Consider the following 14,027-nt stretch of genomic DNA (forward strand, 5'->3'; position numbering starts at 1 on the left):
CGTGTTTGAAGCTGAACTGTCACTATCAGGCCAGCTACAACAACTGCGTGCCCATTCCTCATCCCACCAGCGCAGGAGAGTTTGTAACAATGCGATAAGCACGTTTGAAGCTGAACTGTCCCTATCAGGTCATCTTCATTCACCAGCGTTCAAACCCGGCTCAGGCCGGGTTTTTTGATCCCGCCTCGCCACCAGAACCCTCGTAAAAGCGTCGTTCTTTACGCCGATTTTACGCCTGCCACATGGCGCTTTATGGCGCCTTTACGCCAGTTCTTCTTACCATTTCAGCGTCAATGACACTAACAGAGTCGATATGGTTTTACATCGGCTCTCGCAGCTAATTATCTCAATGGAGTCGATATGAATTGGCTATATCTGCTGCTGGTCCTCGCCTTGATGGCCTATCTGCTGCGCGCACTCACGCGCAGTCACGAGTGAGGAATCCGCTATGTGGCAAGAAATGATCTATCCCGTCGCATTTGTGCTGCTGGTACTGCTGCCAGCACCGCTGCTTGGCAATTATCTCTACCGGGTATTTGAAGGCCAGTGCCGCTGGCTGGCCCCCGTGGAGCGTGCCACCCTGTTATGTTGCGGCACGGACGGACGGGAACAGGACTGGAAGTCCTATACCCTCAGCCTGCTGGCCTTCAATGGCGCCGGCTTCGGCCTGCTGTTCCTGATCCTGATGGCGCAGGGTCTGCTGCCTCTCAACCCGCAGCAGTTGCCCGGCCTGAACTGGCAACTCGCCTTCAACACTGCGGTCAGCTTTATGACCAACACCAACTGGCAAGCCTATTCCGGTGAGGCCAGCCTCTCCTACTTCAGCCAGATGGTGGGCCTGACCACCCAGAACTTCGTCTCTGCCGCCACAGGTGCTGCCGTAGCGGTTGCGATGTTCCGCGGTATCGCCCGCCAGCAGACAACCCACCTTGGCAACTTCTGGCTGGATCTGGTGCGTTTTTGCCTCTACGTGCTGCTGCCGATGTCGCTGATCCTGGCGCTGCTGCTGGTATGGCAGGGGGTTCCGCAGAGCCTGTCAGCCTATCTGCCGTTCCACACTCTGGAAGGTCAGGAGCAGCTGCTGCCGCTCGGCCCGGCAGCTTCGCAAATTGCCATCAAGCAGCTCGGCTCCAACGGCGGCGGCTTCTTCGGCATCAACTCCGCCCACCCGTTCGAGAACCCGACCGCCCTCTCCAACTGGCTGGAGATGGTCACCCTGCTGACCCTGGCTGCCGCCATGGTCTTTACCCTGGGTCGCTATGTGAAGGACATGGCCCACAGCCGCGCTATCGTCATTGCCATGACCATCATGCTGGCACTGGGACTCTTCGTTTCCATCACTCAGGAGATGAAACTGGATCCGGCCCTGACTCATCTTGCCAGCGAAGCGGGCAACTGGGAGGGTAAGGAGAGCCGCTTCGGCCCGGTGCTCTCCAGTATCTGGGAAGTGGCGACCACCGCTGCCTCCAACGGCTCGGTCAACTCAATGCACGACAGCTTCGCTCCTCTCTCCGGCATGGTAGCCATGATAAACATGCTGCTGGGTGAAGTGGTGTTCGGCGGTGTGGGTGCCGGCATCTACGGCATGATGCTGTTCGTGCTGCTCACCGTCTTCCTGTGCGGTCTGATGGTGGGTCGTACCCCGACCTATCTGGGCAAGCGCCTCGGTATCACCGAGATGAAGTGGGTCGTCGCCAGCATGCTGGTGATGCCGGTGGGGGTTTTGGTGATCGGCGGTGTCACTCTGCTGATGCCGGATGCGGCCACTATCATAGGTCACGATGGCCCCCACGGCCTGTCACGCCTCATCTATGCCTACGCCTCGGCTGCCGGTAACAACGGCTCAGCCTTTGCCGGCTTTGCTGCCGGTGACAACTGGCAGTGCGTTACCATCGGCCTGGCCATGCTGCTCGGTCGCTTCGGCTACATCATCCCCATCATGGCCATTGCCGGCCAGCTCGCCCGCGCTCCGCGTCAGGAGATAAGCGAGGGGGATTTCCCGATCCGCGGCCCGCTCTTCATTACCCTGCTGATCATCACCGTATTGCTGATTGGCGGCCTCTCCTTCCTGCCGGTGCTGGCACTGGGCCCCGTGGCAGAACATCTGATGCTGGGAGCTTTCTAAATGAGCAAGTCCACTTCAATGAGTCCCGACACCATGCTGGTGAAGGGCAAAAAACAGCAATCGCAGATCCTGCAGGCCATGGTTGAAGCCATCTATCGCTTCAATCCCAAGGCGCTGTTTGGCAGCCCCATTCTGTTCACCCTCTGGCTGGCAGCAGTCATGGCGACGGTGGAGTCACTGCTGGGGCAGCCGTTCTCCGGGGTCGCCCCCTCGCTGGCCTGGCAGCTGACTGCCTGGCTCTGGCTCACCCTCTGGTTTGCCAACTTCGCCGAGACGCTGGCCGAAGGTCGCGGCAAGGCGCGAGCCGACAGCCTCAAGGCTGGCATGAGCCAGCTCAAGGCCCGTCGGGTGGCTAATGCAAAAGATGGTCAGGGCGAATGGTGCCCCGCCACCAGCCTGATGAAGGGTGATCTGGTGCTGGTACGCAGCGGCGAGATGATCCCAGCCGACGGCGAGGTGATCGCCGGTATCGCCTCGGTCAACGAGGCCGCCATCACCGGTGAATCCGCCCCCGTCATCCGCGAATCGGGTACCGATCGCAGCGGTGTAACCGGCAATACCACCGTCGTTTCAGACGAGATCTGGGTACGCGTCAGCAACAATCCGGGCGAAAGCACGCTGGATCGCATGATTGCACTGGTGGAAGGGGCCAAGCGCCAGAAAACACCCAACGAGATGGCGCTGGATGCCCTGCTGGTCGGGCTGACCCTCATCTTCCTGCTGGTGGTCGCCACCCTGCCCTGGTTCCTCGACTACAACGGCACCCAGGTACCGCGCCTCTACCTGATCGCGCTCTTTATCACTCTGATCCCGACCACCATTGGCGGCCTGCTCTCCGCCATCGGCATTGCCGGTATGGATCGACTGGTGAAACTGAACGTGATTGCCAAGTCGGGCCGGGCCGTCGAAGCGGCCGGTGACGTGCGCACCCTGCTGCTGGACAAGACCGGCACCATCACCTTCGGCAACCGGATGGCTGACGAACTGATCCCGGCCCCCGGCGTCGACCCGGCCCTGCTGGCACAAGCGGCTATGCTGGCCTCGCTGGGTGACAACACTCCCGAGGGTAAATCTATCCTGACCCTGGCGGGCAAGAGCCACACCAAACCGAGCCAGCTGGATGATGACAAGGTGATCCCCTTCAGTGCCGAGACCCGTCTGAGCGGACTGGATCGCAACGGTCACCAATATCGCAAGGGGGCTGTCGATGCGGTGCTGAACTACCTCTCCCTCGACCGTAAAGCGGTACCGGAGCTGGTGCTCAAGTCTGTCGACAACATCGCTCGTCAGGGTGGTACTCCGCTGCTGGTCTGTACCCATGAGCAGTTGCTGGGGGTGGTCTACCTCAAGGACATCATCAAGCCCGGCATCAAGGCCCGCTTCCAGATCCTGCGCCACATGGGGATCCGTACCGTGATGATCACCGGTGACAACCCGAAAACGGCTGCCGCCATCGCCGCCGAAGCCGGGGTGGATGACTTCATCGCCGAAGCGACGCCGGAGAAGAAGCTGGCCTATATCCGGCAGGAGCAGGCCGATGGCCGTCTGGTCGCCATGTGCGGTGACGGAGCCAACGACGCACCGGCGCTGGCACAGGCTGATGTGGGTCTGGCCATGAACGAGGGTACCCAGGCCGCCAAGGAGGCAGGCAATCTGGTGGATCTCGACTCCAACCCCACCAAGCTGCTGGACGTGGTGCTGGTCGGTAAACAGCTGCTGGTGACCCGTGGCGCCCTGACCACCTTCTCCATCGCCAACGATGTGGCCAAGTATTTCGCCATCCTGCCGGCCCTGTTCATCGCCGCCTACCCGCAACTGGGGGTACTGAACCTGATGCAGCTGGGCAGCCCGCAGAGCGCCATCCTGTCGGCCATCATCTTCAACGCCCTGATCATCGTAGCGCTGGTGCCGCTGGCCCTGCGCGGTGTCGACCTGAAGGGATCGGCCGCCAGCCTGCTGCGCCGCAACCTGCTGATCTACGGTGTCGGCGGCCTGCTGGTGCCTTTTATCGGCATCAAGCTGATCGACCTGGTCATTACCGGCCTGGGTCTGGTGTAACGACATAACCGGGATGCGGGTCAGCCCGCATCCACACAACGAATTCGGAGCATATCCATCATGATCGCAATCAGAACCCTGTTGACCCTGACCCTGCTGCTGGGCGTGGGTTATCCGCTGGCCGTCACCGGACTGGCCCAGCTGCTCTTCCCCTGGCAGGCCAACGGCAGCCAGCTGACCGACAGCAAGCAGCAACTCATCGGTAGCGCCCTGCTGGCACAGAAATTCGAGCGGGCTGACTACTTCCACCCCCGCCCCTCCGCCAGTGATTTCAACACCATTGGCGGTAGTGCCAGCAATCTGGGGATGAGCTCACCGCTGCGGGCAGAGTTCGCCGAACAGGCCGCCAAGGCACAGCCTGAAACCAGCTCTCCCGCCATGCTGACCCGTTCCGCCTCTGGCCTCGATCCCCACCTGCCACTCGATGCGGTGCTGGCGCAGGTGGATCGCGTCGCCAGAGAACGTGGACTGGATCCCGCCCAACTGACGGAGCAGGTCAAGTCGGCCGCACAAGCTGGTATCCTTGGCCCGCAGGTGGTCAACATTCTCCAGCTGAACCTGCAACTGGATCATCAAAAGGGCGCCTGAGGGCGCTCCTTGCCGATCTGGCGTTGACCTCCATTTTCGACGCGGGCAGTTGGCTCGATAGGGATAAGCATGCGTGATGAGGTAAGGGCTGACGCCCTGCTGGCAAGTCTGGAGCAAGAGCACAAGGGCAAGCTGAAAGTCTTTCTCGGGGCCGCCCCCGGCGTGGGCAAGACCTACGCCATGTTGCAGGCTGTACGGGAACAGGCCAAAGAGGGGGTCGACATCCTGATCGGCGTGGTGGAGACCCACGGCCGGCAGGAGACGCTGGCCCTGCTCGACAAACTCGCCATCCAGCCGCGCAAGATCCACATGCACCGTCAGCAGCGGCTGGAGGAGATGGACCTCGACGGCCTGCTGGCACGCAAACCGGCCATCGCGGTCGTGGATGAGCTGGCCCACAGCAACGCCCCCGGCAGCCGCCACGAGAAGCGCTGGCAGGATGTGGAGGAGCTGCTCAACGCCGGTATCGACGTCTACAGCACCCTCAACGTCCAGCATCTGGAGAGCCTCAACGATCTGGTGTGGCAGCTGACCGGGGTCAGGGTCAAAGAGACCCTGCCCGATCAGGTTCTGCTCGATGCAGACAGCATTATTCTTATCGACCTCCCCCCCAAGGAGCTGCTCGGCCGCCTGCGCGAGGGGAAGGTTTATGTACCCCATCAGGCCAAGGCCGCCCTGCAATCCTTCTTCTCCCTCAACAACCTCACCGCATTGCGGGAACTGGCGATGCAGACCGCAGCCAGCCATGTGGAGGGCGATCTGCAACTGCAATGGCAGGCGGCGGGCAAGACCACATTGCCGCTGCGGGGCAAGCTGATGGTCTGCCTCGGCAACCAGCACGGGGCTGCGCTGGTGCGCTATGGCCACCGCTTTGCCCAGCGGCGCCAGCTGCCCTGGCTGGTGGTTCACGTGGACAGCAATGGCCGCAGCTCGGCCGACGTGGAGCAGGCGCTGGCACTCGCCTCCCAGTTGGGGGCCAAGGTGCTGACCCTCTCCAGTCCGGCGGTCGCCAACACCCTGCTGGAGACTGCCGAGCAGCAGCAAGTATCCCAGCTACTGCTCGGCAAACCGCACAAGGCGCCGTGGCGTCGCTCGCTGGTGCAGCACCTGCTCAAGCAGGCACAGGGGCTGGAGATCACCCTGGTCGATACCGAGAAGCAGAAACACAGAGTGGGGATGCGATCCCCGACGCCGAAGGATATTCACCACAGCCTGCTGGCGGTGGCCATCATGGGGATCACCTCGGCCATCGCATGGGGGCTATCCTACTGGCTGCCCCCCGCAGCGTTGCCGCTCATCTTCGTGCTGGGGGTGCTGGCGACTGCCCTTACCACCAGTCTGGTGCCCGCCACGCTGGCAGCAGTGCTGGGCTTTATCGCCCACAATCTGCTCTTCACCGCCCCCTACTTCTCCCTGAGCGTCGCCAACCACAGCGACCTGCTCACCCTGTTCGTGCTGCTGATCGTCGGCATGACGGCGGGACGCCTCGCCTCCCGCCAGCGCCAGCAGCTGATCGGCCTGCGCGAGACCCAGCAGCTGGGCAATGCCCTGCTCTCCCTCAGTCAGGGGCTGGCGACCGCCAACAGCCCGGAGGAGGTGCCTGAGACAAGGGGCACAAGCGATCTCGCTGGCGCTTGGCCAGCCGACCGTAGTGATCGACAAGGATTTTCACGACCGCCTCGGCAACGAGAAGCACAGACCCGGCCAGACCGACAAGGCGGCCATCGACTGGTGTCTGGCCCAGAAGCAGAGTGCCGGAGCCCACACCGCCACCCTCAATGCCGCCGAGGCGCAGTATCACCACCTCAGCGATGATCTGGTGATCGGCATAACACTGGCCAATCCGCTCTCCTCCTCCGCCGAGCATCAACTTCAGGCGCTGCTCACCGACATTCGCGCCGCGCTGGCGCGGATCGACCTCAACGAGCGGCTGGCCGACAGCCAGCTGCAGGCGGAAACAGACCGGATGCGGGCCGCCCTGCTCTCCTCGGTCTCCCACGACTTGAAGACGCCGCTGGCCACCATCATGGGTGCCGGCAGCACCCTGCTGGAATATGGTGACCGGATCCCGCCGGATGATCGCAACGAACTGCTCCACTCGGTACAGGACGAGGCGCGCCGTCTGCACAGCTATGTACAGAACCTGCTGGATATGACCCGTATCGGCTCCCCCGACTTCCAGTTGAAGCGGGACTGGGTCGACCTGACCGATCTGGTGGAGAGCGCCCGCAAGCGACTCGACTCCTCCTGGCGCCAGCACAAGCTGCTGGTACACATCGATCAGCATGTACCCCAGCTCTATGTCCATGGCGCCCTGATCGAGCAGGTACTGGTCAACATCCTCGACAACGCCTCCCGCTACTCGCCGGCAGGCACCCCCATCGAGTTCAAGGTGATGGTGGCCGAGCCCGACCTTATCATCGATATCATCGATATCGGGGTCGGCATCGCCGAGTCGGATCGGGAGAAGATCTTCAATCTCTTCTACACCCAGCCGGTGGGCGATTGCGGCAGCCGTGGCACCGGGCTTGGCCTCGCCATTTCCCGCGCTATGATAGAGGCCCACGGCGGCAAGATTTGGGCCTTCTCCGGCCCCAATGGCAACGGCACCTGCATGCGTATCTCCCTGCCGCTCGCGCTCAATTCACCGGAGGTTTGATGGCGCACATTCTGGTCATAGATGATGAAGCGGCGATCCGTCGCTTTCTGCGGATCAGCCTGATTGCCGAGGGGCATCAGGTGAGCGAAGCGGTCAGCGTCACCGAGGGGCTGGAGCAATATCGCCATCTCAACCCCGATCTGGTGATCCTCGATCTCGGCCTGCCGGATGGCGATGGTATTCAGGTATTGCAGGCCATTCGCGAACACCACCCCAACCCGGTGCTGGTGCTGTCGGCCCGTGATTCGGAGCAGGAGAAGGTGCGCTTGCTGGATGCCGGTGCCAACGACTACATGAGCAAGCCGTTTGGCATCGGCGAGATGATGGCCCGCATTCGCGTGCTCTTGCGCCAGCGGGCTGGGGTCAGCAGTGGCGAGCGGCGCCACTTCCCCCAATGCGGCCTGACGCTCGATATCAGCAGCCACAAGGTGACCATGAAGGAGGAGGAGATCCCCCTCTCCCGCAAAGAGTTCGCCCTGCTGCAGGCGCTGGTATGCCACCCCGGCAAGCTGGTGATGCAGACCCAGCTGCTCAACGACATCTGGGGACCGAGCCACAAGGAGGACACCCACTACCTGCGCATCGTCATCGCCAGCCTGCGCAAAAAACTGGGGGATAACCCCCAGCAACCGACGCTTATCGAGACCGAATCTGGTATAGGCTACCGCTTTATCGGCAACTGACGTTTCACGTGGAACGACGACGCCCGCAGCAAAGCAGTGCCAGCAGACCGCAGCCACTGAGCAACAGGCCAAGATCCTGCAATCCGGCCGCCACCGCCAATCCCAGACTGAGCAGCAGGTAGTAACCAAGCCCGAACAGGGCGCCTGCACTGCCTGCTACCTCGCGATAGGCCAGCAGCGCCTGACTCAGCACGTTGGGGATCGCCAGTCCGAAGGCCACCACGATTCCCATCATGGGCAGCAGGAACCAGAGGCTGGCCTGAGTCGTCCAGACCAGCAGCCCGGTGACCAGTGCCAAAACGCAAGCCAGTCTGATCAGAGAGGACGGCAGCCATCCCCTCCCCAGCAGATGCTTGTTGAGCAGGCTGCCAAGCAGAGTCGCCAGCGCCAGCAAGATCCCCGAATAACCAAACTCGCTGGTGCTCAATCCCAATCCGGCAAACAGGAACGGCGCCAGACTGTAGTAACCAAACAGCATGGTGTTGAACAGGGCGACCAGCATGGCACTGCGCCAGAGCCCACCATCCTTCATCATCCGGCACGCCAGCGGCCAGAGTGCGACTTGCCGTGTGGTGGCCGGACGGGTTTCCGGCAGCTGCCAGCAGGCAACCAGCAGCAAGAGAGCCGCCAGTATCAGCAGACCGCTGAACACCCCGAGATAGCCAAACCCGCTCGCCAGCTGCCCGCCACTGAGCAACCCCAACACCGGGCTGAGTGAGAGCGCTATGCCCATCACCGAGAAGACCCGCGCCAGATCGCTGCCCTGATAACTGTCGCGCAGCATGGTCTGGGTCACCACGGATCCCACCGCGGCGCCAAAAGCCGAGATAACCCGGGCCAGCAGCAGGGTTTCAAACTGGTTGGCCAGCAGCGCCAGCAAGGTGCCGACGCCATAGGTGAGCAGACCCGCCAGCATGGCGGGACGCCGCCCAATCAGATCGCAGAGCCGTCCCCAGCAGACCACGCCCACCGCAAACGCCAGAAAATAGACCGACAGGGTCTGGGATGCCTGCCCTTCGCTCACCTGAAACTGGGTAGCGATGTGGGTCAGGACCGGGCTGTAGATGGTCTCCACAATTTGGGGAAACATCATCAATCCCACCACCAGCCAGAGCGGTGGCAACTTGTTGTTCATGACAAACCTCCTTCACAAGAGAGGTCGCCATTCTAGAGAGATGCCAATTGTCTGATTACAATAAGCAGGACTATAAACATCAAAAATCGGACATATGGCCTTTATTCTTCCCGATCACCCTTTTGACCCTGACCAGCTGACGGGCAGCGTGATCGGCATTGCCTCCGCCCTCGGCTGGCACGACTCGGGCCTGCATCAACATCAACGCCATCAGCTGCTGTTCGCCCAATCCGGCTGCATGACCATGGAGCTGGAAGGTCGGGTCTGCCTGCTACCGCCCACCCGCGCCGCCTGGCTGCCGGCGGGCACAGCCCACCGGGTACTGATGCGTGGTGTGGTGGCCTACCGCTCCCTCTACTTCCAGCCGCACCCCGAGTTGCCCGGCACGGTGGAGGTGCTGGCGGTCAATCCGCTGCTACACGAACTGATCGAACGGATGGCGCTCTGGCCGTGGGACAAACCGCAAGAGCAGCAACAACGGACGGTGGTACTGTTTATGGAGGAGTTGGGGCAGGCGCCGCGGGAGTCATGGCAGCTGCCGCTGCCAACCGATCCCAGACTGGGCGGCTGGCTACAGCAGTTGAAACGGGGGGATGCCCTGCCGGAGCGGCTCAATCGGTTAGCCGGACAGATTGGTGCCAGCGACAAGACCATTGGCCGTATCTTTATGCGGGAGACCGGCATGAGCTACCAAGCCTGGCGTCAGCAGTGGCGACTGCTGCGGGGGATGGAGCTGTTGGCAGAGGGGCAGTCCATCAGTCGCATATCCTCAGCTCTGGAGTTTTCCAGCGACAGCGCCTTTATCAGCTTCTTCAAACAACATACGGGACAGACCCCCCTGCGCTACCTCAACTCTCGGGGTGAGTCGCCACAGCCTGACTCGCCTCCACCACCTGGGTATCCAGCGCCAGCGGTTTGAGGTTATGCAACGCATCCTGCACTACGGCATGGGATGCCTGTTGCAACTCGCTCTGCACATCCTGCTCCAACTGGGCACTCTCCAGCTCGGGCCGCGGGTTTTCGTTGGCCATCACGTTCAGGCTCAGGGCACTCACAATCAGGGTAGCGATCAGGCTTTTCATCTGGCTTGCTCCGGTATGGTTGAGATGACCAGATAGCTATTCCAATAGTTGTGCCAATCCTCACGCAATTCATAACATGATGATTTTGTTTAAATTAACTATATCTCGATACCAAATTGAGTCGCAAAACGCATCCCGCTCGGTCATTTTTAAACCAACAGTTGGTGCTTTTAACCACGCTTGATTTTTGCACCATGTTCCACGTGGAACGTCCCATCTTTTTGATCGACACCCGCTTTTAAACTGAGCTATGGTGCTACATCTTCGTAACTGACTCTGGATCTGTCACCGAATGGAATTTTCCTTGTTCGGCGAGAAGTTCACTCGCCACGCCGGTATTACCCAACTCATGGATGACCTCAATCAGGGGCTGACCAATCCGGACGCCATCATGCTGGGTGGCGGCAATCCGGCCCCGATCCCCGCCATGCTGGAGCGCTTTCAGGCCGAGGCCAAAACCCTGCTCGACAACGGCGAGCTGGTCAAAGCGATGGCCAACTACGATGGCCCGCAAGGCAAAGACAGGTTCACCAGGGCGCTAGCCGGACTGCTCAGCAAGGAGCTGGGCTGGGATATCTCGGCCCGCAATATCGCCCTGACCAACGGCAGCCAGAATGCCTTCTTCTACCTGTTCAACCTGCTGGCCGGTGAATTTGCCGATGGCCGCAAGAAGAAGGTGCTGTTCCCGCTCGCCCCCGAATACATCGGCTATGCCGACTCGGCGCTGGCAGACGACTACTTTGTGGCTTACAAGCCCACCATCGAGAAGCTGCCCGATGGCCAGTTCAAATACCATGTGGATTTCGAGAGCCTCCAGGTGGGTGACAATATCGGGGTGATCTGCGTCTCCCGCCCGACCAATCCCACCGGCAACGTGCTGACCGACGAAGAGATCGAACACCTCGATCAGATCGCCCGCGACAAGGGGATTCCGCTGCTGATCGACAACGCCTACGGCGTCCCCTTCCCAGGCATCATCTTCAGCGAAGCCAAGCCATTCTGGAACACCAACACCATCCTCTGCATGAGCCTCTCCAAGCTCGGCTTGCCGGGCACCCGCTGCGGCATCGTCATCGCTGACGAGAAGATCATTCAGGCCATCACCAACCTGAGCGGCATCATCAATCTGGCGCCGGGCAGTCTGGGGCCTGCTATCACCATCCCGATGATCGAGAGCGGCGAGATCATCGCCCTCAGCGAACAGGTGGTGAAGCCCTTCTATCAGCAGAAGGCGGAGCTGGCGGTGCAGCTGTTGCGCGAAGCGATCCCCGACCCGCGCTTCCATATCCACAAGCCGGAAGGCGCCCTCTTCCTCTGGCTCTGGTTTGAAGATTTGCCAATCCATAGTCAGGAACTCTATGAGCGACTGAAGGCGAAGAACCTGCTGATCGTGCCGGGTCACTACTTCTTCCCCGGCATCGACGACCCCGAGTGGCGCCACAGCCAAGAGTGCATCCGCCTCAACTACTCCCAGAGCGAGGAGCTGGTTCGCCGCGGCATCGCCATTCTGGCCGACGAAATCAATGCCCTCTACGCCGGCTAAGTCAGTCCGGCCAGCCAAAAACAGAAAGGCCTGCAGATGCAGGCCTTTGTTGTTTGTCGCGATCCGGTTTGCTTAGCCGGGCAGCGCCAGCTGCTCGGGCTTGCCGATCGGGATGGCGCGGGGCTTGAGCGCCTCCGGCAGTTCGCGTGCCAGATCGATGGTCAGCAGACCATGCTCCAGCTTGGCGCCCTGCACTTCCACGTGCTGGCTCAGCTTGAAGGCGAGCTCGAAGTCACGCTCGGCAATCCCCTGATGGAGGAACTGACGCTCACCGGCTGCAGCCCCTTTGCGCCCCTTCACCTTGAGGGTGCCGTTTTCGGTCTCCAGCTCCAGCTCTTCGCGCTCGAAGCCAGCCACGGCGACCGTGATGCGATAGCCATCCTGATCGCGCTTCTCAATGTTGTACGGGGGGTAAGCGGCGGTCTTCTGCTCAAACAGACCTTCCAGCTCACGGGCCATCCGCTCGAAGCCGACGGCGTTGGAATAGAGATGAGAAAAATCGAGGTTACGCATAATCCTATCCTTCTAATAAGCAACAGGTTCAACTCTCCACAGGCCCGTTATCGGCACCCGGGAAATTTTAAAATTTCAGTGAATTCAGGCTATCAGCCGTTGATCTCGATCTTGCGCGGCTTCATCGCCTCAGGCACTTCACGCACCAGCTCGATGTGCAGCAAGCCGTTTTTCAGATCGGCCCCTTTCACCCGCACATAGTCGGCCAGCTGGAAGCGGCGCTCGAAACCACGTTCGGCAATCCCCTGATAGAGATAGTTGCGCTCGGTATCGGCCTGCTTGTTGCCCTTCACCGTCAACAGATTTTCCTGGAAGCTCAGCTCCAGCTCTTCCTGGGTAAAGCCCGCTACCGCCATGCTGATGCGGTAGTCGTTGTCACCCAACTGCTCGATGTTGTAGGGGGGGTAACCGGCATTGCCATTGCTGGCCGCAGATTCGATGAGATTGGCCAGACGATCGAAACCGATGGCAGAACGATAGAGCGGAGAAAAGTCGATAGAACGCATAGTATTACCCTCTTGTGAGCGATAACGGATTGTTTGCCCTCCTTATGGACGGGCGCCTGGTCGAAACCTCTGTCGAGCGTTCCGGCCTTGTTACCTATATAGGGGCTCACTTTTTCCTTTCAAGGGGATTTTTTCAAATTTTTTAAATGGCTGCGCCGATCTGTAGAACATCAACCTGTTGGCCCGATAGTGATGATAATCGACCCGTGGGCCACTGATGGCAACTCGCTCCGTCTCCCATAATTGGTTGCATATCCACCAGCCAACATGGAGCTATCCCATGAAGATTACCCAGGTTCGCAACGCCACCTTGCTGCTCGACTATGCCGGCACCCGCTTTCTGATCGACCCCATGCTCTCGGCCAAGGGGGCTTTCCCCGGCTTTGAGGGCACCGCCAACAGCCAGCTGCGCAATCCACTGGTCGAGCTGCCGCTGCCGATCGATGAGCTGGTCGATGTGGACGCCGTTATCGTCACCCACGACCATCCCGACCACTGGGATGACGCCGCCAGAGCGCTAATCCCCAAACATCTGCCGCTCTTGGTACAACACCAGAAAGATGCCGATGCCATTCGTGCCAGCGGCTTTGAGGATGTGCGCCTGCTGAGCGACCAGCCCGAGTTTGCTGGCATTCGCCTGCAGCAGACCGGTGGCCAGCACGGCAGCGACCAGTTGATGGCGGTACTGGGCGAGCGCATGGGAGAAGTGTGCGGCGTGGTCTTCTCCCACCCTGATGAGCAGTGCCTCTATCTGGCCGGTGATACCATCTGGCATCCCCGGGTCGAGCAAGCCCTGCAACAGCATCAACCCGAGATCATCATCCTCAACTGTGGCGATGCACAGGTGCCCGGGCTAGGTTCCATCATCATGGGCAAGGAGGATGTCGCCGCCGTTTATCAGGCCGCACCGCAAGCCACGCTGATCGCCAGCCATATGGAGGCGGTCAACCACGCAGTGCTGTCACGCCAAGAGCTGCGCGACTATCTGGCGGAACGGGGCATGATGGATCGGGTACGGGTGCCGCAAGATGGCGAGGCGATATCACTGTGACCCACAAAAGGGCCATGCCAGAGATGGCCCTTCGGCTTTCACTGCCGAACGCTTATGATGAGGGGTCTGCGCGCAGAGAGGAGC

Annotated in this window: 11 protein-coding genes and 1 pseudogene; 8 read left to right on the plus strand and 4 right to left on the minus strand. The window is 60.8% G+C overall.

The annotated features are described in order from the left end of the window. Positions 1 to 448: 448 nt before the first annotated feature. The 5 genes and pseudogenes from kdpA to WE862_RS04005 all read left to right on the plus strand — a co-directional run bounded on the left by kdpA (position 449) and on the right by WE862_RS04005 (position 8,113). Entirely contained in the window at positions 449 to 2,125 is a 1,677-nt protein-coding gene (gene kdpA / locus WE862_RS03985) for a potassium-transporting ATPase subunit KdpA (RefSeq protein WP_042031106.1), read from the plus strand. Beyond that, positions 2,126 to 4,183, plus strand: coding sequence for a potassium-transporting ATPase subunit KdpB (gene kdpB, locus WE862_RS03990; protein ID WP_339058703.1), 2,058 nt, complete (start codon positions 2,126 to 2,128; stop codon positions 4,181 to 4,183). It abuts the gene before it with no gap. A 60-nt stretch (positions 4,184 to 4,243) separates the two neighbouring features. Next, positions 4,244 to 4,771, plus strand: a complete 528-nt coding sequence (locus WE862_RS03995) for a potassium-transporting ATPase subunit C (protein WP_042031104.1) — start codon at positions 4,244 to 4,246, stop codon at positions 4,769 to 4,771. 69 nt (positions 4,772 to 4,840) lie between these two features. Beyond that, positions 4,841 to 7,430, plus strand: a pseudogene (locus WE862_RS04000) (DUF4118 domain-containing protein). Next, positions 7,430 to 8,113 carry a response regulator gene (locus WE862_RS04005; RefSeq protein ID WP_033115265.1) on the plus strand — a complete coding sequence of 228 codons (684 nt, stop codon included), beginning with the start codon at positions 7,430 to 7,432 and terminating at the stop codon, positions 8,111 to 8,113. The pseudogene WE862_RS04000 and the gene WE862_RS04005 overlap by 1 nt, the downstream one beginning before the upstream one ends. A gap of 4 nt (positions 8,114 to 8,117) precedes the next feature. Here the strand turns inward: WE862_RS04005 and WE862_RS04010 are convergent, their stop codons facing one another. Then, entirely contained in the window at positions 8,118 to 9,248 is a 1,131-nt protein-coding gene (locus tag WE862_RS04010; RefSeq protein ID WP_042031103.1) for a multidrug effflux MFS transporter, read from the minus strand. A 94-nt stretch (positions 9,249 to 9,342) separates the two neighbouring features. On the opposite strand from WE862_RS04010, the gene WE862_RS04015 reads away from it, so the two are divergent. After that, positions 9,343 to 10,167 carry an AraC family transcriptional regulator gene (locus WE862_RS04015; protein ID WP_042031102.1) on the plus strand — a complete coding sequence of 275 codons (825 nt, stop codon included), beginning with the start codon at positions 9,343 to 9,345 and terminating at the stop codon, positions 10,165 to 10,167. Here WE862_RS04015 and WE862_RS04020 read toward each other — a convergent pair. Next, complete coding sequence (locus WE862_RS04020) at positions 10,097 to 10,330, minus strand: hypothetical protein (protein WP_082035451.1); 234 nt, start codon at positions 10,328 to 10,330, stop codon at positions 10,097 to 10,099. The two genes, WE862_RS04015 and WE862_RS04020, sit on opposite strands and share 71 nt — an antisense overlap. 292 nt (positions 10,331 to 10,622) lie before the next feature. On the opposite strand from WE862_RS04020, the gene WE862_RS04025 reads away from it, so the two are divergent. Further along, entirely contained in the window at positions 10,623 to 11,873 is a 1,251-nt protein-coding gene (locus WE862_RS04025; RefSeq protein ID WP_042031100.1) for a valine--pyruvate transaminase, read from the plus strand. 72 nt (positions 11,874 to 11,945) lie between these two features. On the opposite strand, the gene WE862_RS04030 is transcribed toward WE862_RS04025, so the two are convergent. Both WE862_RS04030 and WE862_RS04035 read right to left on the minus strand, forming a co-directional pair. Next, positions 11,946 to 12,386, minus strand: coding sequence for an Hsp20 family protein (locus WE862_RS04030; RefSeq protein ID WP_005339297.1), 441 nt, complete (start codon positions 12,384 to 12,386; stop codon positions 11,946 to 11,948). 92 nt (positions 12,387 to 12,478) lie between these two features. Further along, positions 12,479 to 12,892 (minus strand): Hsp20 family protein, encoded by a 414-nt coding sequence (locus tag WE862_RS04035; protein ID WP_041210487.1) that lies wholly within the window; start codon positions 12,890 to 12,892, stop codon positions 12,479 to 12,481. Between the two features lie 280 nt (positions 12,893 to 13,172). Between WE862_RS04035 and WE862_RS04040 the strand changes: the two genes are divergently transcribed. Then, positions 13,173 to 13,943, plus strand: coding sequence for an MBL fold metallo-hydrolase (locus WE862_RS04040; RefSeq protein WP_042031098.1), 771 nt, complete (start codon positions 13,173 to 13,175; stop codon positions 13,941 to 13,943). The last annotated feature ends 84 nt before the right edge of the window (positions 13,944 to 14,027 follow it).

The organism is Aeromonas jandaei (genome assembly GCF_037890695.1).
GTDB classification, from domain to species: Bacteria; Pseudomonadota; Gammaproteobacteria; order Enterobacterales; family Aeromonadaceae; genus Aeromonas; species Aeromonas jandaei.